We start from the raw sequence: 21,720 nt of genomic DNA, 5'->3' as shown, positions 1-21,720 counted from the left end.
CGAAAATCGTTTGCCAGTCTGATTATAGCCGAAGTCGTTTTAAGCTAAATTCCTGACCATATAAAAGAGATAAAGTCTTTTGTTATTATATAATTAAAATCGTCTGGAATCCGTTTAATCTCATTTTAATAACATTCTGATTGTAATTGCTACTATTGCCCAATGTCCTCAACGTTGATCAATAGCATTGCCATTCAACAAAATTTTTTTATTTTAACAATTGATCTGCAGGGTTGCTACCAAGATCTTGCCTCTTAAACTTTAAACGATTAATTGTTGAAATTCTAGTAGTTTTGCGGTAAGTTTAGATTGTGCCGCAATAAATCATAACGGCTTTTCTAGCTGAAGATATGAACGATTTACAACTTAGAACGGTAAATGTAACCAGATACGTTACACCATTGCGAGAAGGTGGGTCCCTGCCTGCCATTGCAGAGGCTGATGATCATTTTTTATATGTACTGAAATTTAGAGGGGCAGGACAGGGCCCGCGGGCTTTAATTGCCGAATTGATTGGTGGCGAAATTGCCCGCTATTTAGGATTGCGCGTACCTGAGTTGGTTTTTGCCAATTTAGACGAAGCTTTTGGGAGAACTGAGCCCGACGAGGAAATTCAGGATCTGCTTAAGGCCAGTGTAGGGTTAAATCTGGCGCTGCATTATTTATCGGGAGCGATAACATTCGATCCAACCGTAACTAGGGTAGATGCCAAACTTGCCTCGCAAATTGTGTGGCTCGATTGTTTTTTAACCAATATGGACCGCACCTGCCGAAATACCAATATGTTACTTTGGCACAAAGAACTGTGGTTAATAGACCATGGTGCTGCGTTATATTTTCATCATTCATGGCAAAATTGGGAAGAACAGGCAATTAAGCCTTTCTTTTTGGTAAAAGATCATGTATTGTTGCCATGGGCCTCTGAATTGGAAAGTGTAAATAAAGAATTCAGCGAATTACTTAATCCCGAAAAGATAGCATCAGTGATTAACCTGATCCCTGATGACTGGCTGGAAGGTGAAACCAGCTTTGACAGCAAAATAGCCCATCGCGAGGCCTATAAAAATTTTCTTACAAACAGATTGGCACATTCTGATATATTTTTAAAAGAAGCACAGCATGCAAGAGAAATTTTTATTTGAGTATGCTGTGATTCGCGTAATGCCAAGGGTAGAACGTGAGGAATTTATTAATGTGGGTATTATTTTGTTTTGTGCCAGGCAAAAGTTTCTGAAAAGTATTTTTTCTTTGGATGAGAAAAAAATAAGGGCTTTTTCTGCAGAAACAGATTTAAACGAACTTAGCTTAAACTTGTGTGCATTCGAAAGAATAAGTTTGGCTGCGGAGGGTTCTGGTCCAATTGGTCAATATGATCAGGCTTCCCGTTTTAGATGGCTTACTGCAACCAGAAGTACAGTAGTGCAGTGCTCAAAAGTGCACCCTGGTTTTTGCGATGATCCCGAAGAGACGTTGTTAAGGTTACACCAGGAGCTGGTTTTATAGCGTTATGCTCGTGGCGCCTGGCACATAGCGTTAAATTTAAACAATCCATTATTTTAGCAATCGCATAATACAACAATTAACCATTTAACCTACTTTCTCCTTGCCGAAAGAATATTTTAAAAATCTTCAGGATCTGCTTGATACCGAACGTAAAGAAGATTTACAATCGTATTTAAAACTTACTGAAAACACTTCGCCTGCCGACAGAAGGGCTTTAGGCTTAACCTGGTACCCGATTGCCATCAGAAATACGGAAGTTGGCCGTGGTGATTATTTAACAGTTGAGCTGGAAAGAACTACCCATCAGGATTTTTCTCATCAGTTCCGTTTTGGCGCTGCTGTGGTATTATTTTCGAATCATGATGCCAAAGAAAATCGGCTGGAAGGGATTATTAATCATCAAAGTAGCAGCAGGATGAAAATCAGCTTCCGTGTTGATGAACTGCCCGATTGGACGAGAGATGGCAAATTGGGTGTGGATCTGCTTTTTGATAACAACAGCTATGATGAAATGCAGCGTGCACTTAAGCAAGCTTCAAACTTAGCCGAAAATGATGCAGACAATAAACTGATCCGTATTTTAACAGCAGGAGATAAACCGTCCTTTCGGGGAGAAGAGAAGTTTGTTATTCCCAATACGCTAAACGATTCACAGCAATTGGCCGTGAATAAAATCATTGCAGCTGATCATCTGGCTATAGTTCATGGCCCGCCAGGTACTGGAAAAACAACTACGCTGGTGCATGCTATAAAATCATTGGTGAAGCATCACGATCAAAAAATGCTCGTGGTAGCACCAAGTAATACCGCTGTTGATTTACTTACAGAGAAGTTGGCTGCCGAAGGACTAAAAGTAATCCGGGTAGGAAATCCTGCAAGGGTTTCAGAGAAGTTAGTAGCAGCTACGCTTGATCATCAGATGGCCGATCATCCGGAGATGAAAACCATTAAAGCCTTAAAAAAACAGGCGAGTGAGTACAAAAATATGGCGCACAAATATAAGCGGAGTTTTGGTAAAGCAGAACGCGATCAACGTAAAGCCTTGTTTGATGAAGCACATAAAATCGGAAGAGAAGTAGAAAAAACGGAGCAATACATGATGGATAATCTGTTTAACAAAGCGCAGATTATTACCGCTACTTTAGTAGGTGCTAACCATTATACCGTCCGGAATTTAAAGTATAATACCATCGTAATTGATGAGGCCGGGCAGGCTTTGGAACCGGCTTGCTGGATACCGATTTTAAAGGCGCAAAAAATTATTTTGGCTGGAGATCATTTTCAGCTTTCGCCAACGATTAAATCAAATGAAGCTGCCAGAAACGGCTTAAGCAATACTTTATTGGAAAAGGTAGTAAATCTTCATCCAGAAGCAGTTGTATTATTGAATACACAATACAGAATGAATACTGCTATAATGGGTTATTCATCTCAGGTGTTTTACAAAGATGCGCTAAAGGCTCATCAGTCTGTTGCAGACCGCTTATTATTTTCGGGCGATGAACCGATCCAGTTTATTGATACGGCAGGTTGTAGCTACGATGAAAAATCAGACGGAACCAGCACGACCAATCCTGATGAAGCTGGGTTTTTGGTTAAACATCTCATACACCTTGTTGCTGATTTAGGTAGCAAAAATGAGAGCTTTCCTTCTATTGCCATTATATCACCTTATAAACAACAGGTTCAGCTATTGAACACCCTGATTGAAGAAAGTGAAGCATTGATTCCCTATCGCGACAAAATTGCGGTAAATACCATTGACAGTTTTCAGGGACAGGAGCGGGACGTAGTTTATATCAGCCTGACCAGAAGTAACAGCGATGGAAACATCGGCTTCTTATCGGATACACGTAGAATGAATGTGGCCATGACCAGGGCGAAGAAAAAACTGGTTGTAATTGGCGATAGCGCTACCTTATCGAAATCTGCTTTTTATGCTGATTTTATCCGCTACGCAGAACAACTGGATGCTTATCATAGTGCGTGGCAGTTTATGGACTTATAAGCTAAACTTTTTCCATCTTCTTTTCTTCCTCGAGCTTGCCTGATATGCTGGCGCCTGCAATTAAAAGTTCGTGTGTAATGGTTTTGGTGTATTCAGTAATTTCAGATTTAAAATCTTTTACTGATGAACCTGAACGGATTTCTTCCAGTCTCTTTTCCCATTGTCCTGTAAGTTCTGCCTGTGCAATTTGTTTATCTTTAACTACTTCGTAAACCGCCAGGCCTTTATTGGTGGGTACTAGATTCCTTTTTTCCCTGGTAATGTATTCTCTGGTAATTAAAGTTTCTATGATAGATGCACGTGTTGCCGGTGTGCCTAAACCACTATCTTTCATGGCATAACGCAATTCTTCATCTTCAATTTCTTTGCCGCACGTTTCCAGTGCTTTTAATAACGAAGCCTCATTATACATGGGCTTAGGCTTGGTTTGTTTTTCCAAAAGGGATTTTTCAGTGATAGGCAATTGTTCGCCAACCGCCACCTTTGGCAATGCTGCATTGTCTTCATCCTTTTTATCATCTTCAGGGTCGTTAAAAACGGCACGCCAGCCTGCAGAACGGATTACCGTTCCATTAGCCACAAAAGTAACGCCTGATTGAATGGTTATTTTGGTTAATTCCTTCATGCATTCCTGATGAAATGACTCAATCATACGGCCAACAACCATATCGTATATCGCCTGTTTATCCGGACTCAATCCGTAGGCCTGTTCGCCGGTCGGCAGAATTGCATGGTGATCGGTTACTTTTTTGGCGTTCACACTCCGCTTATTAAGGGTTACCGTTTGTAAAAACTGCGCTTGTTTTCCAAAATCAGGATGACTGGTAAATTTTGCAATCAGATCCGGAACGCCGGCAAAAATATCATCACCGATATATCGCGAGCCGGTACGGGGGTAAGAAACCAGTTTACTCTCATACAGGTTCTGTAAAATACTAAGTGTCTGGTCGGCGGTATATCCTTTTTTCTTATTGGCTTCTTGCTGCAAACTGCTTAAGTCATGCAGTAGTGGAGGAGGTTCTTTCCTTGGTTTCGCTTCTACAGCCGTAATATTTCCACCAATTGGAAAGCCGGAAGCCACATCTTCTACCAGGGCAAATAATTTTTCAGCCTCTTCCTTTTCCTTGTAGTTAGCGGTTGATATGGCTTTAAAAACCTGTTCATCTTTGGCCAGCAAAATACTGATCTGATAATAGGTTTGAGGAACGAAATTTTTAATCTCTAAAAAACGCGCACAAATCATCGCCAGGGTAGGTGTTTGTACCCTTCCTAAGGAAAGAACTGTTCTGTTGCCTGCAGATATGCTGAGTGCCTGCGTGGCATTCATGCCCACCAGCCAGTCAGACTCCGAACGGCAATGGGCCGAATTAAATAAGGTATCGTAATCGGTTCCGGGTTTTAAATTCCTGAATCCATCTTTTATGGCTTCATCGGTTTGTGAAGAGATCCAGAGGCGTTTAAATGGTTTTTTGCATTTGAGGTAGTAATAAATGTACCTGAAAATCAATTCACCCTCGCGCCCCGCATCCGTTGCTACGATAATTTCACTTGCTTCATCAAAAAGTTTTTTGATCGTGTCCAATTGTTTGCGTACCGCAGGATCTTCCACAAAACCATCTTTTGTTTTAATCTTTCTGACAGCGAGTTTAAACTTCTGCGGAAGCATGGGCAAATGTTGCTTTCGCCAGCCAATAAAACCATAATCCTGAGGAGGAGCCAATTGCAATAAATGCCCGAATGCCCAGGTAAAAGAATATCCTTTACCTTCAATGTATCCATCTTTTCTGGTGGTTGCTCCGAAAACTTTAGCAAGTTCACGACCAACAGAAGGCTTTTCTGCAATTACAATCTTCATGAATGGGCTTATCTTTTCAAACCCCAAAGATGATTAAAATATTGGCAATAGCTTAAAAAAATTACTCACAATGCCTTTTAATAAACCTTTTTGTAAACAATTACCAGATAAGTTTGTCCATCAGTTGGGTCGGCGGTTTTTATATCGGATTGATTAACAATTCGGTAATATGTCTATCTAACCTTCACAATTATTTTAATGAATGGATAAAATTTACCAACTGAAAGAAAAACAAATTAAAGTGGGACTTGAACCCAAACTAATCCGGGTGTACAGTAATGCACAACTCTGGTCTTATCTTGAAGGAACAGCAGTGGTCAGGCTAGAACGGTTTGAAGTTCTGGTCAATACCATTAAGGCTGATTATGAACAACATTTTGGAAAGAAACTCGCAATATCAAATGCCTCGCTTATTGTAGAGATTCTTGTACATGTATATTGCGACTATTTGGGATTGCACTTTAACCGGATTGTAGGGATAAAATGGATTCAGGCGATTGTTAAAAAATTACTCAAACGCGCTGAGGTTGTAGATTGCGGTGAAAAAGATGTTGATGGGAACCGTTGGGTTTGGGATTTGCTTGCAGGCAGCCAATCACTTTTTATCAAAATTTTTCCAAAAAAACTAAACGCCAAAAACATTAAACCTCATTAATCTGTCTTTGAGGCAAAAACCTGTGGTTGGTTTAAAGCCACACTTGCCGCAAGCGTTTCGTTTAAAAAAGAAGAATAATACAATTGGTTTGAATTATTGATATAAAGCACCGTATGGTCTGAAATGGTGTTAATGATGTCATCTGCCAGTTTAGCCGGAACAGCAGGACAACCCTGACTTCTGCCCAGTCTTCCCAATTCGTCTATGCTTTTCTGACTCACATAACTGGCACCGTGCACCACAATTGATCTTTCCCTGGCATTGTTGTTAAAATCTTGATCCATACCGTCTAATTTAAGCGAACGGCCATGTTTGCCATAATATATCTCACCTGTTAAATAGAAACCCAGGCTGCTTTGATTTGAATTTATCTTATTTGAGAATGATGAAGGTTTATCGCCACCGCTGTTTTGCCCGTGTGCTACCCAGGTATTTAGAATCAACTTTCTATCAGCTAAATCAATGATGTATAGCCGCTTTCTGGTACTTTCCTGATCAAAATCGGCAATGGTTAAAATGGATTTGGTATTTACCAGGCCGGAATATTTCATGTTGTAAAAACCGGTTAATGCTTTTTCAAAAACCTGCTGTGTTAATCCCACAGCATCTAAATGAATTTCATGGTATATACTGGAAACGAGTTGGCTGTACAGACTATCTGCCGCTATATTTTTAATTACATCGTGTTGTGTTTGTTGACGATCTATTGCTTTCCAGCTTGTTCCGATAATGCTCATGACCATTAAAAAAGCCGTAGCAAAGCGCATGACATACTTCTTCATTCAGTTTGGTTTATTTTAATTCAGCATTATTTATACGATGGTATTATATAAATATTGCCTGCATTTAGTTTGTAATGCTAATATACATGATGTTTTAAAAAATACTGGCCATATCCCAATAGCTTTTTTGAATATTTTGAATTTTTTATGGTTTTAAAAGGAGCTTTTGAGATAGCGAGAAACTAAAATATATCTTTTGTTCTAAATCTATTTGCCTATTTTTACAGCACAAAATAAATAAGCATGCCAAACAACGAAAATGATTATTCTTTCTGGACGAAGTACAAGAAATTTGCCACGACAGAGATTTTGATGTACCTGATCATGATCATCGGTATTGGACTCGGAATTATTTTTTTAAGCTAATGGCTAATTTTAGATAATCGGCAGCATTTACGTCATTTATAAATTTCGAAAATTCAGCATACCGTTCTGCTGGGAATGTCCCATCGTTTAAAATAAATTTTCGGTAATAGGTTAACTTATTTCCTTCTACACTCGCTTTGCAGGTGTACTCGCCAAATGCATTTTTAAAGGTTTTATTTTGCCCGGTTATTAATTCTGAATCTACATTATCAGGCAGCGTATAAACAATAGTGTCCTCATCGGTATAACCACGGTTGATATAAACGGGTAATGTCCTGTTTTTTACTTCGGGGACTGATCGTTTTACGTTAAAGGCATTAAGCTGTAAAAACATCTTATTCCCGTTTACAGGTGCATAATTTCTGATACTGACGGTTATATCTTCTATCAGTTTAGGCTTGATGTCCTTTTTTTGAACGAATGAAACCGTTTCAAAATCGATATTATCAATATTATAAGTCTCTTTTAATGATTTATGCTGTTCTGTTACCGGTTTATCGATCAGGCGTTCCTGGTTTTCATATTGTGATCCAGTGTAAGCGGTATGCATTTTGCCGGCTATACTTCCGTCTGGCTGTAGTGTCAACTCAGCCTTGCGTATCTGCAGGTTTTCATCTGTAGTCAGTTTTGGGGTACGCAATAATTTTCCGCCATCTGCTGTGCAGGCCAATACCAGTCTGTCATCAGTAAAATCACTTAAATAACCAAATGGAATTTTTTGGCTGGTGCATTCCAGCCAGGTGGTATCACCATCTAACGGCATGCAGAGAATAATATGATTGCCCTGATCCATACTGGCATATGATGGGTCCATGCTCTTCTTTTCAGAACCAGCTGATACCACACAGTAATAAGATGTTATGTTTACAGCCTGGAGCAAACTTTGCATGTAATTGACCAGCGCTTTACAGTCGCCATAACCCAGTCGGTCTACCTCGCTTGCTGCAACGGGCTGAAAACCACCAATACCAATCTGGACGCTGATATACCTGGTTTTATCCTGTAAATACTGATAAATTTTACGCGCTTTATCTTTGTCTGTTTTTTCGTTTTTTACCAGGTCTTTGATCATCTCAATGGTAGATGCGGGCAAAGCTTTACGGGCTACCAGTAAATCGTCATAAATCCATTTGCCCAGTTCTTTCCAATCGGTATAAATGCCTTTATGATTGTAATAATAAAACGCTTTTGGGGCAATCTGTATGTTGGTAAAATAGGTATCCCTAGCCGGGCTGTAGGGTTCGGGTTTAACAGCTAAAATGTTATTCACTTTCCAAACAGATTTCTGCTGCTTTTCATCTGTTATAACTTCTGGTTTTCCGGTATAATTTTGCGTTTTTATTCTAACGTCGTCCGTTGGCTTGCAGATCAAGGTATAAGTACTTTTTTCCACCGAAACGTCATCTGCGGGTTTAGGTGTCCAATCAGGGATGATTAGATTTTGCTTATTTCTAATCTCATAATTATATACAAGCGTATAAGGATACTCAGTTACCGATGGTAGATAGTGTTTAACACGGCTATCAACAAAAAGCGAAAACCCATCTGCGGCGCTCATGTCCGCAAAATCATTTTGAGAGAATTTATGCGTCAGTTTGCCAACACTGTTGTAAACTTCTCCCTTGATGCTTTTAATCGAAATATTTTTATCGTAGAAGATTACTAAACGTGCCTGCGCCTCACCATTTTGGTTAAAAACAGTAATGGCCTTTTTCACATTTAGTAAAACGTTATCAGGCGAACGCATGTCGACAGTTGTTTCCTCATTACGGATACAGGCGTTGGCTCGGTTACGGAGATTTGATGGGATTAAATCAACATCGTAGTTATCTTGTGCAAAACTTGCAACAGAAACCAAAAATAAGGCAAGAATGGTAAATAATAACCTCATTTTAATTTGTCTTTTTTAATAAACACTCTGTTTTTTGGTTTTGAATAATTTTGCTATAAAATTCTTTTAGGAAAAGGTATTCTTCGGGCTGGTATATAGCGTTGTTGAACTGCAAAATCTGGTTCATTGAAATGGTATTATCATCCAGAGCGGTTTGCAACAAATACTTTCCGCCCGCATTAGGTAAAGCGATGGCCATATCTTTTGGTTTTTCCAGTAACAGGTATTTTTCGGGTAAAAGCACGTTAATGGTAATGCGCTCATCAGACGCTGCACCTAAATCAACAGGGTAGGTACGCTCGTTCAAATTAAATGGATTTTTCGAGATGGTATGGATAAAAAAAGGACTAAAATAGAACTGATCATTATTTGTGCCATCGTTTATGGTGAGTTCTACCTCATATTTCTCTTCCAGAGAATTCTCAACACTATCAAGATTTGAAATTTGATGATCCAATATTTTTATTCTGGTTAATCGCTCATCAAGTTTCTCTACATATTCATCGGGAGAACTGTGTTGAAGGATTTCTTTCCGCTTTCCATACGCCGCATATCCCGTTGTATAGGTGGTTAAAGTACCAATAATTTTTCCATCAACGGTCATCTTTCCGGTCATGATGTAACTGGTTGTCGATTTTTGACTCGCAATTAAATCGATCCAATAAGATGGTTTTTTTAAGTTGATTACACGTCCCTGGTCATTTATGCAGCGTAGCGGTAGTAAACCGAAAGGCAGTAGTGGTTCTGTAGCATCCAGTAAATAACTTTTATCGCCAATATTTACTTTGGCAATCAAATAGTTAAAATCGCTCATTACCGGGTAAAGCTTGTTTACTGTTCCATTGTCACGGGTTGATAGAATTACGGCTTCAGCATCCAAACCGGCAGCAGAAAGCGCTGCAATTAAGCTTAGGTTAACATCTGCTACATTGCCCGATCTGCTATCCAGTGCTTTTTTGATGTTATCTTCTGAGTACTTTCCGTAGTAATTATTCCACTTGATCTGCTTTTTGATATAATTATAAACGGACTTCGCTTTATCTAAATCTGATGAACTTCCTTTTGTGATTTCCGGGATAAGATCTTTAAAAACATCTTTTCTTTTCATCTGGCTGCCCAGTGTTTTATAAGATGACAGCTCGAAATCAATATCTTTCCAGGTTTTGGTGTAGGATGTTTTACTGCCGTTTAAGTTCTGAACATCAGAAAGTTCAAAATAAATCGCCGATTTGAAGTTACTGGGCGCGGTCATATTATCTTCTTCGATAAAAGCCGGAATATTCTTCATCGTGTAATTGATTTTGGAACAATCAATCGGTACGCCAGATAGCCTTAAACATTCCCTGCTGATTTCAGCTTTTTGATCCGTCAGTTTCTGAAAACCACGTAACGATACATTGTAATTATAAATGCCGGGAATATAAACCAGATACTCACTTATGACCTTCGGAATATTGCTCTGAAATTCCCAAGTTCTGAAATTAAATAAGTTGGGCGATTTTAATTTATAACTGTATTCAATAACCGATCCTTCTTTAAGGTTTGGAAGTGTAAACTTGGTCAGTCTGGTATATTTAGACCTGTTCTCGACGAAAATGGCTTTTTTATCCATAATTGTTTCGGTAAAATCATTACCGATATGATTAAAAGTAGATGCCTTTATTTCACTGATCGTCTCCTCGCGGGATTCATCTTTATAGGTTGGAATAACAATATTGGCCTCTTTAAAGCCTTCCTTGTTAAAGATTTTGATTTTTACATGGTGTTCAAAAACCAGTTCTAAACTTCCTGTAGCATCATCTTGCTGGATTGAGGCGGTGCCGAATTCTTTTAAAACGATGGCATTGGCATTACTGTCTAATTTCTTTTTGTCGAATTCGTAATCGTCGTAGGTAATAGAACCGAAGGTAAAGTTTTGTGCCTGAGTAGTTAGTGATAGAAAAAAAAGGGGTAACAGGGCGAAGATTTTATTCATTTGAGCGTGTGTAAATTGCCGCAAGTTAATGTTAGTAACGAATATTCTAAAATAATTTGACAATTAAATTTATAAATTAATAAAGGTGTTTTACAGAACTAATGAAACCTTTTTAGCACTTTTGAAAAAAAAGAATTTTGACATTCCGATCCAAATCTAATGTCGCTAATCTCACATCTTAAGAAATGAAATTAAATTTAAAGCGCCCTTTAGCATTTTTTGATTTAGAAGCTACTGGAGTTAATGTTGGAGCTGACAGAATCGTTGAAATAGCGGTTTTAAAAGCCATGCCAGATGGTTCTGAAATTGTTAAAACCTGGCGCGTCAATCCAGAAATGCCCATTCCTTTGCAAACTTCATTAATACATGGTATTTATGATGAAGACGTTGCAGACAAACCTACCTTTAAAACCCTGGCCGCAGAAATTGCAGCATTTATTGGTGATAGTGACCTGGCCGGATACAATTCAAATAAATTTGATATTCCCATGCTTTTGGAGGAATTTTTAAGGGCTGAAATAGATTTCGACATGAGCAACCGTAAATTTGTTGATGTACAGAATATTTTCCACCAGATGGAGCAACGTACCTTAAAAGCAGCCTATAAATTTTATTGCCAGGAAGATTTAATTAATGCACATGCGGCTGAAGCTGATGTGATTGCCACCTACAAAGTTCTGCTTGGCCAGCTTGAAATGTACAAAGAAACTGAGTTTGAGAATAAACAAGGTGTAAAATGTATTCCGGTGGTAAACGACGTAGATGCACTGCATATTTTTACCAATATTAATAAACCTGTAGATTTTGCCGGTCGTTTGGTTTACAATGATAAGGATGAGGTTTGTTTTAACTTTGGTAAACACAAGGGTAAAACCACTGCGCAGGTATTTTCAGTAGAACCTAGTTATTATGCCTGGATGAAAAATGGCGATTTCCCTTTATATACAAAGAAGAAATTAGACGAGGAGTGGGCAAAATTCAATGCAAAGAAAAATGAGAACAGGCCGGCAAAACCCCAGCATAACGCACCCGCAAATAAACCGCAATATCAACAGAAACCTCAGCCAAAGCCCGAAAAACCTGCTCAGCCAATCAATTCGGATATGCTGGAGCAGTTAAAAATGAAGTTCGGCAAGTAATAATTAGCTGGCGAATCGGTTAATTGTTTAAAATGGTTAATTGAAGTTAAACGCTATGCGCACTGCGCTCAGCCCTAAGCTCAAAAGATGAAATCTATAAAAATATTTGGCATTTTATTCTGTACTGCAATCTATGTCAGTGCGCAGACTACCTTACCGATAGCGTCCGTTTTTCAAAAGGCTTATCAGAAAGAAACCAGAAATGTAAATGGCAGGCCTGGCAAAAATTACTGGCAAAATACCGCCAGATACGATTTAAATATAAATTTTAATCCAGCCAGCAGGTTGTTGAAAGGAAAGGTTCAGGTAACGTACACTAACAATAGTCCGGATACGCTGAAAGAGATCTGGTTTAAATTATATCCAAATTTATATAAAAAGGGAACGCCAAGAAAATCTAAACTGGCGGCTTCTGATCTTGGCGACGGTGTGGCAATAGAGAAAATGGTAGCAAACGGAAAAACCGTTACTGATTTTACGATAGATGGAACAAATATGACCGTTAATGTTCCTGCTGTTCTACCAGGCAAAACCGTTAGTTTCGCAATTGATTATAGTTATTTTCTGAATAAAGGATCACATGTCCGTACAGGTCAGGTAGATGATGGTTCGTATTTTATTGCCTATTTTTTCCCCCGTATTGCAGTTTATGATGATATTGATGGCTGGAATAAATTTCCGTATACGGGTGCTGAGGAATTTTATAACGACTTTGATCAGTTTAATGCTTCTATTACCGTTCCGGGAACTTATGGGGTATGGGCAACCGGCGATCTGAAAAATCCTTCAGAAGTTTTTGAGAAAGATATCGTTTCGAGGATGTTAACTGCAGAAAAAAATGATGCTGTAATTGATGTGATTACCGATAAGGATCTGGCAGATAAAAGAGTGACCAAACCCAATGCATTTAATACCTTTAAGTTTGAAGCTAAACATGTAACTGATTTTGTATTTGCTTTGAGCGACCATTACTTATGGAAATCGAGCAGTTTGGTGGTTGATCCTAAAACAAAAAGGAGAACACGGGTAGATGCGGTTTTTAACCCCAGACATAAGGATTATTATGAGGTGATAGATTTTGCGCGTAAGACGGTAGAGGCCATGAGTTATACTTTCCCTAAATGGCCTTTTCCTTACAACCATGAAACGATATTTGATGGTTTGGACCAGATGGAATATCCGATGATGGTAAATGACAATCCGGTAGATAACAGGGTTGATGCCATTACCTTAACTGATCATGAAATCTTCCATACCATGTTTCCCTTTTATATGGGCATAAACGAAACCAAGTATGGTTGGATGGATGAGGGCTGGGCAACTATTGGTGAATGGTTGATATCACCAATGATTGATTCTACCATTGTGGATGAATATGGCGTGCAGCCTACGGCTTCATCTTCTGGTGGTAAAGATGATACACCAATTATGACTTTAACACCCGACTTAAAAGGATCGGGATCTTTCACCAATTCGTATCCAAAACCGGGTTTAGCTTATTTATATGTCAAAGATTATCTGGGTGATGAACTGTTTACCAAAGCTTTGCACACTTATATCCAAAACTGGAACGGCAAACACCCAATGCCATACGATTTCTTTAACAGCATAAATACAGGCAGCGGAAAAAATTTAAACTGGTTTTGGAAGGCCTGGTTCTTTGAGGATGGTGTAACCGATATGGCCATTAAAGCGGTAGATAAAACTTCAGCCGGATATACTGTAACTGTTGAAAATAAAAGTGTTAAGCCATTGCCTGTCGATTTAGCGCTGACCTTTGAAGATGGTACTACAGAAAAAAGTCACAGCACGATTGGCGTATGGGAAAAAGGCGACCGGCTGGTAAAAATTGAAGTGAAGACTAACAAAAAATTATCGAAAGTAGTGATGGGAAATCCACACACACCAGATAAGGTTAAAAGTGACAATAGTTTTTCGGTGAGATAGATAAATGCCAGGGAAGTCATGTTTTTTGGTTAATCTGCTTAGTTTATCTTTACATGATTAATACGGCCAAGTATTACAGCGATCGTCATCCTGAACTTGTTTCAGGATCTATTTAACCAATTATTAAATGGATGCTGAAATAAATTCAGCATGACGCTCTATTAATTTATATGCCAACAAACATGCTTATTCAGGTTTCAAAAAATCGATATTTCTTTTCAAACCTGTAAACTTGGTACGCTTAACTGGCGAGCCTTTAAAAACCTTTTTAAAAACATCCTCTGTAATTTCCATCAGGTCTTTGTGATTCAAATCCAGTAATCCATTCTCTGGCTTAAAGGCATCTTCATTGTGCGCTTTAGAAAAACGGTTCCATGGGCAAACATCCTGGCAAATATCACAGCCAAACATCCAGTTGCTCATTTTATCTTTAAACTCATTTGGAATTTCGTTTTTAAGCTCAATGGTGAGATAAGAAATGCATTTAGATCCATCTACCACCTGTGGAGCAATAATGGCATCAGTAGGGCAGGCATCTAAACAGCGTGTACAGCTCCCACAATAATCAGCCTGGTAAGTATGATCGTAACCCAATTCGAGGTCGACTATCAATTCTGCCAAAAAGAAAAAAGAACCATCTGTTTTACTTATGAGGTTAGAATTTTTACCGATCCAGCCAATGCCCGATTTTTTTGCCCAGGCACGGTCTAACACAGGAGCAGAATCTACAAATGCCCTTCCTGAAACTTCTCCGATATTTTCTTCAATAAAATAGGTGAGTTCCTTTAATTTTTCTTTGATAACCGTGTGGTAATCCTGACCGTAAGCATATTTAGAAATTTTTGGTGCGTTCGGGTCAGACTGTTTTTCTTCCGTATAATAGTTTAATGATAAGGAAATTACAGACTTAGCGCCGTCAACCAGCAATCTGGGGTCAAGGCGTTTATCGAAATAATTTTCCATGTATTTCATTTCGCCATGGTGGTTCTGATTAAGCCATTTTTCCAGCCTCGGCGCTTCCTCTTCAAGAAATTCGGCTTTGGCAATACCACAAGATAAAAAGCCCAAACGGAGGGCTTCTTCTTTAATCAGCTGGCTATATTTTGCTTCATTGTTATACACCGATTTGCAAAGATAAGGCTTAGGATTTAAAACATTTTCAATAATCGCTTGTTTTACATGCAGAAACTAAATTAATTAATTATGGTTCATCCTTGGCAGGTAAAAACCAAAAAAGGAGAGCTTTCAGGAAATTAACTATGGAAAATATAGATCCACAACATACGGAATCAGGAGCAGCTCCCAAACCGATAGAAAAAGATTACGAAAATCACAAAGAAGATCCAGGACCAGCACAACCCGCGGTGACCGAAAGAGACGAAAATGGTGCCGGCCAGGCATTAAAATGGGTGATACCAATAGCGGTAATTATTGGCCTGATCATATGGTTTGTGATGAGAAAATAATTAGCTTTAGATTAAAAACAGAAATGCCGGTACATTAATTTGACCGGCATTTTTTATAATAGTTGTTATTGTATAGTGTCTACTTCAAAAGTTTTACCTGATAAAGGTCTTTTCTTCTGTCTTTCAGCACTTTAACCGTGCCATAATGGTGCAGTTCATCTAGTAAATGCAAGTCAACGTCTACCACGAGCACCATCTCTGTATTTTGTGTGGCTTCTGCTTTGATGGCGTTGGTTGGAAAAGCGAAATCAGACGGGGTGAAAACTGCAGATTGGGCAAACTGGATATCCATATTGTTTACTTTGGGTAAATTGCCCACGCAACCTGCAATCGCCACGTAACACTCATTTTCTATTGCCCTGGCCTGCGCACAATGTCTCACACGCGTATAACCATTTTGGGTATCAGTTAGAAATGGCACAAATAAAATCTGCATGCCTTGTTCGGCATAAATGCGGCTTAATTCCGGAAATTCTACATCATAACAGATCAAAATACCCACTTTACCGCAATCGGTATCAAAAACCTGCACTTTATCGCCACCAATCATGCCGTAATACTTTTGCTCATTCGGGGTAATATGAATTTTTCTGTATTCATCTATTTTACCTGTACGATGGCAGAGGTAAGTGGCATTGTATAGCTTGCCGTCTTCAATAAGCGGCATACTGCCCGTAATAATATTGGTATTGTAGCTCAATGAATATTCATGCATTTTCTGTACAATCTCTTCCGTTTTTTCGGCAAGTTTGCGCATGGCCTCAATTTCAGGTAAATGATTGTAGGGTTGGAGCAGGGGGGTGTTAAATAACTCAGGAAACATCACAAAATCCGATTTGTACCCGCTCAAAGCATCCACGAAAAACTCTACCTGTTCGTAAAACGCTTCCATATTAGGAAATAAACGCATTTCCCATTGTACCAAACCTAAACGAATGGTCATAGCCGAACGGGCTGAAGCATCAACACCCTGATAATAAATATTATTCCACTCAATCAGGGTGGCATATTCTTTCGATTCTTTGTCTCCGGGCAAATAGTTCTTTAATACTTTTCTAACGTGAAAATCATTGGAAATCTGAAAGGTAAGTGTTGGATCATAAATTTCTTTTGACTTAACTTTGTCTATGTATTGCCTCGGACTTAACTTTTCTGCATATTGATGGTAACCAGGGATCCGCCCGCCGGCAATGATACTTTTAAGATTAAGGCTTTCGCAGAGTTCTTTTCTTGCCTCATATAATCTTCTTCCTAAACGCAATCCCCGGTATTCCGGGTGTACAAAAATTTCGATGCCATAAAGTGTATCACCATTTGGATCGTGTGTGGTAAAAGAATAATCACCAGTAATCAGTTTATAGGTATGCCGGTCTCCATATTCATCATAATTTACAATAATGGCCAATGAACAGGCTACAACTTTATCATCAACAGCAATACAGAGCTGCCCTTCAGGGAAAATATTTAAAAGTTTTGCGATGCTTGATTTTGGCCAGATGGAGCCGCCCATACTGTCGTAAGCCTGTACCATTGATTCCTTAAGGTCGGCATAGTCTTCGAGCGTTATTTTGCGTAATTCAATATTCATACAGTTTGATTTGTATTAATGAACACAGAAAAGGCTTAAATGTTCATATTGATTTTGTTTTCTCAAATTGCGGCGGAAAGAATTCCTGAAAAATTCTACATCAAGCCTTTTTAACGAAAAACTAAATAATGACTATATTTGGCACATATTAACCATCGCTAATGCGGTTTCAGCTGTAAAACTTTGGTTATAACTTATCATATTAAGAAGCTTTAGATGCCTTTACAAGAAACAAGCCCCCAAACTGCTTTCGAACTCGTTTCTGGATTAGAAATCCACGTTCAGTTGAATACAAACACCAAAATATTTTCTGCTGACAGTGCATCTTTCGGGGCTTCACCTAATGAAAACATATCTGCAGTTTCGCTGGCATTACCCGGGGCCTTACCCAAGTTGAACAAAGAGGTTGTGGCAAAAGCGATCCGTATTGGCTTAGCTTTAAATTGTACCATCAACCAGATCAACCATTTCGACAGAAAAAACTATTTCTATGCCGATTTGCCAAAAGGATACCAGATTACTCAAGATAATCAACCGATCTGCGTAAATGGCTTTTTAGAACTTGAATTGAGTAATGGTACCAGGAAAAAAGTAGGGATCAATCGAATCCACCTCGAAGAAGACGCCGGCAAGAGCATTCACGATCAGGATGACAACTATTCTTTGGTTGATCTGAACCGGGCAGGGGTACCGCTGATCGAGATTGTGACTGAACCCGATATCCGGAGTTCAGAAGAAGCTTCCGTTTTGTTGAGTGAAATCAGGAAACTGGTCAGGCATTTAGATGTAAGCGACGGCAATATGGAGGAAGGTAGTTTGCGTTGCGATGCCAATATTTCGATACGCCCAAAAGGTACCATTGAATTTGGAACACGCTGTGAGGTTAAGAACTTAAACTCCATGCGCAACGTGCGGAGAGCAATGGATTTTGAATTTGGCCGCCAGGTAGAAGTGATCAGTAACGGAGGAATAATTATCCAGAGCACTTTAAATTTTGATGCCGACAAAGGAACCACCGCCCCTATGCGAACCAAAGAAGAAGCCAATGATTACCGTTATTTTTCAGATCCCGATCTCCAGCCCATTTATGTTTCTGATGATTGGCTGGCCGAAATTAAATCTTTGATGCCGCCGTTACCCAATGAAATTTCACAACAGATGGTTGCCGATTTTGGGATCAGTAAAGCCGATGCGGCACTTTTTGCAGAAGATTTAGATCTGTTAAATTACTTTAACCAAGCTCAATCAACCGTTGAAAACAAAAAAAGTTTAATAAACTGGTTAACCGGCCCAATTAGAGCGGTTTTAAATGAAAAAGGGATTACGATAGCTGATTTCAGGGTGAATCCCGCTCAGCTGGCAGAAGCGATCAACCTGGTAGATGATAAAAAAATAACGCAGCAAATTGTGATACAACAATTATTGCCAGCTGTTGAATTAGCTGATGATGCAAAAGTGATTGATCTGGCACAATCACTAAACCTGTTGATTTCTGAAAACGGAGATGAGTTGAATACATTTATTGATGAAGTGTTAAATAAATATCCACAACAGGTGGAAGCGTACAAGAAAGGAAAAAAAGGCGTTTTAGGTTTATTCGTGGGCGATGTGATGAAACTGGCCAAAGGAAAAGCTGATGCTAAAAAATTAAATGAATTAATACTTGAAAAACTGAAATAATGAGAATAAAACAATTGAGCCTGCTCATGCTGATCGCGATTGCTTTCATGGCATGCAAATCTAAAGATAGCTTTACAATTGACGGGAAGTTCCAGAATCCGGGCACAGAGAAGAAGGTATTTTTGTACGGTATGCAAAATAGCAATATGGTTGCAATCGATTCAACCAATCTATCAGAGAAAGGTGAATTTAAATTCATTCGCAAAACACCATCTGTTGATTTCTTCAGGGTGTCTGTAGGTAACCATGAGTTCATGTTAATTGCAAAAAACGGCGATGAAATTAAGTTGGAAGCTGATTTGGCTGATAAAAATATGGCTTATAAAATCTCAGGGGCAAATGAGGTAGAAAAATTGTCTGAACTAAATGCCATTAGAAATAATTTTGCCAAACAGGTTGAAAAGTTACAGGCAGATTTCGAAGCAAAAGTAGCAACACAACCTCAAAATAGGGCGGCCGTGTTGGAATCGATGAAACCACAATACGAATCTTATATTAATCAATTGAATGCACAAATCATAAAATTTGCAAAAGATAATAAAGGTACGCTAGCCAGTTTTTATGCCATGAATACCTTGAGTCCGCAGGAGTTTGAAGCTGAATTGGTGCAATTTGCCGATGAGGTAAAAGATGAGATTAAAGGTAATGCTACGGTAGATGCTTTTGTAAAACAGATGGCACTTTTAAAATCCGTTCAGGTAGGGCAGGTTGCCCCTGCATTTACCATCAATACAGCAGATAATAAGGCGGTAAGCTTATCAGATTACAAAGGGAAATACGTATTGATCGATTTTTGGGCATCATGGTGCCAGCCTTGCCGCCAGGAAAACCCAAATGTAGTTAAGGTTTACAATAAGTATAAAAATAAGAACTTTGATATCATTGGTATCTCACTTGATACCGACAAAGCTGCATGGTTAGGTGCGGTAAAAGCAGACGGATTAACCTGGACCCACGTTTCGGAACTAAAAGATTTTAATGGCGAAACGGTAAAAAAATACCAGGTGCAGGCCATACCAACTTCTTACCTGGTTGATCCTGCAGGAAAAATAGTGGCCAAAAACCTGCGTGGAGAGGAACTGGATGCATTTTTAGCCAAAACGTTACGTTAAAACTAATTCCATGTTAAACTAATTTAAGTAATTAACAATTTCTTAACTTAGGCTTAACTAAATATTGCATCATGGATACTACTTTCGTAACAAATATTTAACTATGAACAACGCAGGTCAGAAAATATTAATTGTTGATGATGAACCAGATATTCTGGAGCTTATTGAATATAATCTTAAAAAAGAAGGTTATCAGGTTTTCACAGCTACCAATGGCCAGGAAGGAATTACTGTTGCGAAGAAAGTACATCCGGATTTGATTATTCTGGATATCATGATGCCTAAAATGGATGGCATTGAGGCTTGCCGTTTAATGCGCGCCATACCTGAATTTAAAAACACATTTATGGTTTTCTTAACCGCCAGAAGTGAGGAATATTCAGAAATTGCCGGTTTTAATGTGGGTGCCGATGATTACATCGCAAAACCGATTAAACCACGTGCTTTAGTTAGCCGGATCAACGCGATTTTAAGAAGAAATGCCGGCACCGAAGAAGTGTCTGAAAACAAACTGGAAATTGGCGATTTAGTAATCGACCGCGAAGCTTATCTGGTTTTTCAGGGTGGTAACAAAGTGATATTGGCCAAAAAAGAGTTTGAACTTTTATACTTGTTGGCTTCAAAACCTGGTAAGGTGTATACCCGTGAATCGATTCTAAAAAATATATGGGAAGACTCTGTCGTGGTAACCAACAGGACAATTGATGTGCATATCCGTAAGTTGAGGGAAAAGTTAGGTGAAACTTATGTTTCAACTGTAAAAGGCGTAGGTTATAAGTTTGAGCTTTCTTAAATTATTAAAGTTAAAGATATTAAGCCGTTCTGATCAACATTCAGGGCGGCTTTTTTTATCTACTTAAAATCTTCAATCAGATCCTGAAACAAGTTTAGGATGAAGGTAAAAAATCGTCATGTTGACTTCATTTTAACAACTTTGTTCATAAAGACCCTGAAATAAGTTTAGGGTGACGAGCGCCTTAAAAAATAAATCGTATTTTTGCGCTTCATTAAATTACTGCACAGTTTGAAGTTTCCAAATTTTAAAGACCTTATTCTTTTTGAAGACAACGATTTTATCGTGATCAATAAACCTCCTTTTTTAGCCTCGCTTGATGAACGGGGTGGATCTGGAGAGACCAATGTGTTGCGTTTAGCCAAACAATACAGCGATGACGCACAAGTTTGTCACCGTTTGGATAAAGAAACTTCTGGTGCATTGATTATTGCCAAAAATCCGGAAGGTTACCGCCATGTTTCTATGCAATTCGAAAGAAGAAAGGTAAATAAAACTTACCATGCGGTGGTAGACGGACAAGTTATTTTCGATCAGTTAATGGTTGATCTGCCAATCCTGAACGATGGCAATAAAAATGTGACCATTGATAGGGCGGAAGGTAAACGAGCTGAAACTATTTTCGACTCGTTAAAATACTATAAACACTATACGTTGGTAGAATGTAAACCCATTACCGGTCGTATGCACCAGATCCGTATCCACCTGGCCACTCAAAGAGCAGCCATTGTAGGTGATGAGATGTACAAAGGTAAACCTGTTTTTCTTTCATCTATTAAGAGAGGTTATAAATTAACCAAAGGTGAAGAGGAACAACCCATTATGAAACGTTTCGCGTTACATGCCAGACATTTGGTTTTTAAAGGATTAGATGACCAGGACATTGTTATAGATGCTCCTTATCCAAAAGATTTTGCAACCTTAATTAAGTTATTGGATAAATTTGATGCGTAAAAGCAG

The 21,720-nt window shown here is 38.8% G+C and carries 18 protein-coding genes; 12 read left to right on the top strand and 6 right to left on the bottom strand.

Translation table 11 applies throughout. The features are described from left to right. The first annotated feature begins 350 nt into the window (after positions 1 to 350). The 3 genes from BM107_RS21825 (at position 351) to BM107_RS21815 (ending at position 3,511) form a co-directional block, all read left to right on the top strand. The gene (locus BM107_RS21825; RefSeq protein ID WP_090987304.1) at positions 351 to 1,142 is read left to right on the top strand and encodes a HipA family kinase; all 792 of its coding nucleotides are present in this window, start codon (positions 351 to 353) and stop codon (positions 1,140 to 1,142) included. Beyond that, a complete protein-coding gene (locus BM107_RS21820) occupies positions 1,120 to 1,503 on the top strand; it encodes a DUF3037 domain-containing protein (protein WP_090987302.1) in 384 nt (127 codons plus the stop codon). The genes BM107_RS21825 and BM107_RS21820 overlap by 23 nt, the downstream gene beginning before the upstream one ends. 100 nt (positions 1,504 to 1,603) lie before the next feature. Beyond that, positions 1,604 to 3,511: an AAA domain-containing protein gene (locus BM107_RS21815; protein ID WP_090987300.1), complete on the top strand. Its 1,908-nt coding sequence runs from the start codon at positions 1,604 to 1,606 to the stop codon at positions 3,509 to 3,511. Between the two features lies 1 nt (position 3,512). Here BM107_RS21815 and BM107_RS21810 read toward each other — a convergent pair whose 3' ends face one another. Then, on the bottom strand, positions 3,513 to 5,366 hold the full coding sequence (locus tag BM107_RS21810) for a DNA topoisomerase 3 (RefSeq protein WP_090987298.1): 1,854 nt from the start codon (positions 5,364 to 5,366) through the stop codon (positions 3,513 to 3,515). A 202-nt stretch (positions 5,367 to 5,568) separates the two neighbouring features. Between BM107_RS21810 and BM107_RS21805 the strand changes: the two genes are divergently transcribed. Continuing rightward, complete coding sequence (locus tag BM107_RS21805; RefSeq protein WP_090987296.1) at positions 5,569 to 6,021, top strand: hypothetical protein; 453 nt, start codon at positions 5,569 to 5,571, stop codon at positions 6,019 to 6,021. On the opposite strand, the gene BM107_RS21800 is transcribed toward BM107_RS21805, so the two are convergent. Next, on the bottom strand, positions 6,018 to 6,803 hold the full coding sequence (locus BM107_RS21800; protein WP_090987294.1) for a murein L,D-transpeptidase catalytic domain family protein: 786 nt from the start codon (positions 6,801 to 6,803) through the stop codon (positions 6,018 to 6,020). The two genes, BM107_RS21805 and BM107_RS21800, sit on opposite strands and share 4 nt — an antisense overlap. A gap of 243 nt (positions 6,804 to 7,046) precedes the next feature. On the opposite strand from BM107_RS21800, the gene BM107_RS25240 reads away from it, so the two are divergent. Beyond that, positions 7,047 to 7,169, top strand: coding sequence for a hypothetical protein (locus BM107_RS25240; RefSeq protein WP_262987391.1), 123 nt, complete (start codon positions 7,047 to 7,049; stop codon positions 7,167 to 7,169). Here the strand turns inward: BM107_RS25240 and BM107_RS21795 are convergent. Together BM107_RS21795 and BM107_RS21790 are read right to left on the bottom strand one after the other, a co-directional pair. Next, positions 7,153 to 9,060: a DUF3857 domain-containing protein gene (locus BM107_RS21795; RefSeq protein ID WP_244278883.1), complete on the bottom strand. Its 1,908-nt coding sequence runs from the start codon at positions 9,058 to 9,060 to the stop codon at positions 7,153 to 7,155. The two genes, BM107_RS25240 and BM107_RS21795, sit on opposite strands and share 17 nt — an antisense overlap. A 1-nt stretch (position 9,061) precedes the next feature. After that, positions 9,062 to 11,035: a transglutaminase family protein gene (locus BM107_RS21790; RefSeq protein WP_090987287.1), complete on the bottom strand. Its 1,974-nt coding sequence runs from the start codon at positions 11,033 to 11,035 to the stop codon at positions 9,062 to 9,064. A gap of 185 nt (positions 11,036 to 11,220) precedes the next feature. Between BM107_RS21790 and BM107_RS21785 the strand changes: the two genes are divergently transcribed. Together BM107_RS21785 and BM107_RS21780 are read left to right on the top strand one after the other, a co-directional pair. Beyond that, positions 11,221 to 12,174 (top strand): exonuclease domain-containing protein, encoded by a 954-nt coding sequence (locus BM107_RS21785; protein WP_090987285.1) that lies wholly within the window; start codon positions 11,221 to 11,223, stop codon positions 12,172 to 12,174. An 87-nt stretch (positions 12,175 to 12,261) separates the two neighbouring features. Continuing rightward, complete coding sequence (locus BM107_RS21780) at positions 12,262 to 14,121, top strand: M1 family metallopeptidase (RefSeq protein WP_090987283.1); 1,860 nt, start codon at positions 12,262 to 12,264, stop codon at positions 14,119 to 14,121. A gap of 186 nt (positions 14,122 to 14,307) precedes the next feature. Here the strand turns inward: BM107_RS21780 and queG are convergent, their stop codons facing one another. Next, the gene (gene queG / locus BM107_RS21775) at positions 14,308 to 15,243 is read right to left on the bottom strand and encodes a tRNA epoxyqueuosine(34) reductase QueG (protein WP_090987281.1); all 936 of its coding nucleotides are present in this window, start codon (positions 15,241 to 15,243) and stop codon (positions 14,308 to 14,310) included. Positions 15,244 to 15,380: 137 nt separating this feature from the next. Here queG and BM107_RS21770 point away from each other — a divergent pair, with 137 nt between their 5' ends. Further along, the gene (locus BM107_RS21770) at positions 15,381 to 15,587 is read left to right on the top strand and encodes a hypothetical protein (RefSeq protein ID WP_090987441.1); all 207 of its coding nucleotides are present in this window, start codon (positions 15,381 to 15,383) and stop codon (positions 15,585 to 15,587) included. Positions 15,588 to 15,666: 79 nt separating this feature from the next. Here BM107_RS21770 and BM107_RS21765 read toward each other — a convergent pair whose 3' ends face one another. Then, positions 15,667 to 17,175, bottom strand: a complete 1,509-nt coding sequence (locus tag BM107_RS21765) for a bifunctional GNAT family N-acetyltransferase/carbon-nitrogen hydrolase family protein (RefSeq protein ID WP_090987279.1) — start codon at positions 17,173 to 17,175, stop codon at positions 15,667 to 15,669. Positions 17,176 to 17,391: 216 nt separating this feature from the next. On the opposite strand from BM107_RS21765, the gene gatB reads away from it, so the two are divergent. The 4 genes from gatB (at position 17,392) to BM107_RS21745 (ending at position 21,714) form a co-directional block, all read left to right on the top strand. Further along, positions 17,392 to 18,855 carry an Asp-tRNA(Asn)/Glu-tRNA(Gln) amidotransferase subunit GatB gene (gene gatB, locus BM107_RS21760; protein WP_090987277.1) on the top strand — a complete coding sequence of 488 codons (1,464 nt, stop codon included), beginning with the start codon at positions 17,392 to 17,394 and terminating at the stop codon, positions 18,853 to 18,855. Then, a complete protein-coding gene (locus BM107_RS21755) occupies positions 18,855 to 19,967 on the top strand; it encodes a TlpA disulfide reductase family protein (protein WP_090987275.1) in 1,113 nt (370 codons plus the stop codon). Before gatB ends, BM107_RS21755 begins: the two co-directional genes overlap by 1 nt. A gap of 103 nt (positions 19,968 to 20,070) precedes the next feature. Further along, entirely contained in the window at positions 20,071 to 20,760 is a 690-nt protein-coding gene (locus BM107_RS21750) for a response regulator transcription factor (RefSeq protein WP_090987272.1), read from the top strand. A 231-nt stretch (positions 20,761 to 20,991) separates the two neighbouring features. Next, positions 20,992 to 21,714, top strand: a complete 723-nt coding sequence (locus BM107_RS21745) for an RluA family pseudouridine synthase (RefSeq protein ID WP_090987270.1) — start codon at positions 20,992 to 20,994, stop codon at positions 21,712 to 21,714. Positions 21,715 to 21,720 lie beyond the last annotated feature (6 nt).

It is taken from the genome of Pedobacter suwonensis, from assembly GCF_900111825.1.
Taxonomy (GTDB): domain Bacteria; phylum Bacteroidota; class Bacteroidia; order Sphingobacteriales; family Sphingobacteriaceae; genus Pedobacter; species Pedobacter suwonensis.
The sequence above is the reverse complement of the archived record's forward strand: the minus strand, read 5'-3'. Positions and strand labels throughout refer to the sequence as shown.

What these genes read in the sequence shown, in the direction of transcription:
- BM107_RS21825 (WP_090987304.1), top strand. Translation starts at nt 351, where the DNA reads ATGAACGATTTACAACTTAGAACGGTAAATGTAACCAGATACGTTACA.
- BM107_RS21820 (WP_090987302.1), top strand. Translation starts at nt 1,120, where the DNA reads ATGCAAGAGAAATTTTTATTTGAGTATGCTGTGATTCGCGTAATGCCA.
- BM107_RS21810 (WP_090987298.1), bottom strand. Translation starts at nt 5,366, where the DNA reads ATGAAGATTGTAATTGCAGAAAAGCCTTCTGTTGGTCGTGAACTTGCT.
- BM107_RS21805 (WP_090987296.1), top strand. Translation starts at nt 5,569, where the DNA reads ATGGATAAAATTTACCAACTGAAAGAAAAACAAATTAAAGTGGGACTT.
- BM107_RS21800 (WP_090987294.1), bottom strand. Translation starts at nt 6,803, where the DNA reads ATGAAGAAGTATGTCATGCGCTTTGCTACGGCTTTTTTAATGGTCATG.
- BM107_RS25240 (WP_262987391.1), top strand. Translation starts at nt 7,047, where the DNA reads ATGCCAAACAACGAAAATGATTATTCTTTCTGGACGAAGTACAAGAAA.
- BM107_RS21795 (WP_244278883.1), bottom strand. Translation starts at nt 9,060, where the DNA reads ATGAGGTTATTATTTACCATTCTTGCCTTATTTTTGGTTTCTGTTGCA.
- BM107_RS21790 (WP_090987287.1), bottom strand. Translation starts at nt 11,035, where the DNA reads ATGAATAAAATCTTCGCCCTGTTACCCCTTTTTTTTCTATCACTAACT.
- BM107_RS21785 (WP_090987285.1), top strand. Translation starts at nt 11,221, where the DNA reads ATGAAATTAAATTTAAAGCGCCCTTTAGCATTTTTTGATTTAGAAGCT.
- BM107_RS21780 (WP_090987283.1), top strand. Translation starts at nt 12,262, where the DNA reads ATGAAATCTATAAAAATATTTGGCATTTTATTCTGTACTGCAATCTAT.
- BM107_RS21770 (WP_090987441.1), top strand. Translation starts at nt 15,381, where the DNA reads ATGGAAAATATAGATCCACAACATACGGAATCAGGAGCAGCTCCCAAA.
- BM107_RS21765 (WP_090987279.1), bottom strand. Translation starts at nt 17,175, where the DNA reads ATGAATATTGAATTACGCAAAATAACGCTCGAAGACTATGCCGACCTT.
- gatB (WP_090987277.1), top strand. Translation starts at nt 17,392, where the DNA reads ATGCCTTTACAAGAAACAAGCCCCCAAACTGCTTTCGAACTCGTTTCT.
- BM107_RS21755 (WP_090987275.1), top strand. Translation starts at nt 18,855, where the DNA reads ATGAGAATAAAACAATTGAGCCTGCTCATGCTGATCGCGATTGCTTTC.
- BM107_RS21750 (WP_090987272.1), top strand. Translation starts at nt 20,071, where the DNA reads ATGAACAACGCAGGTCAGAAAATATTAATTGTTGATGATGAACCAGAT.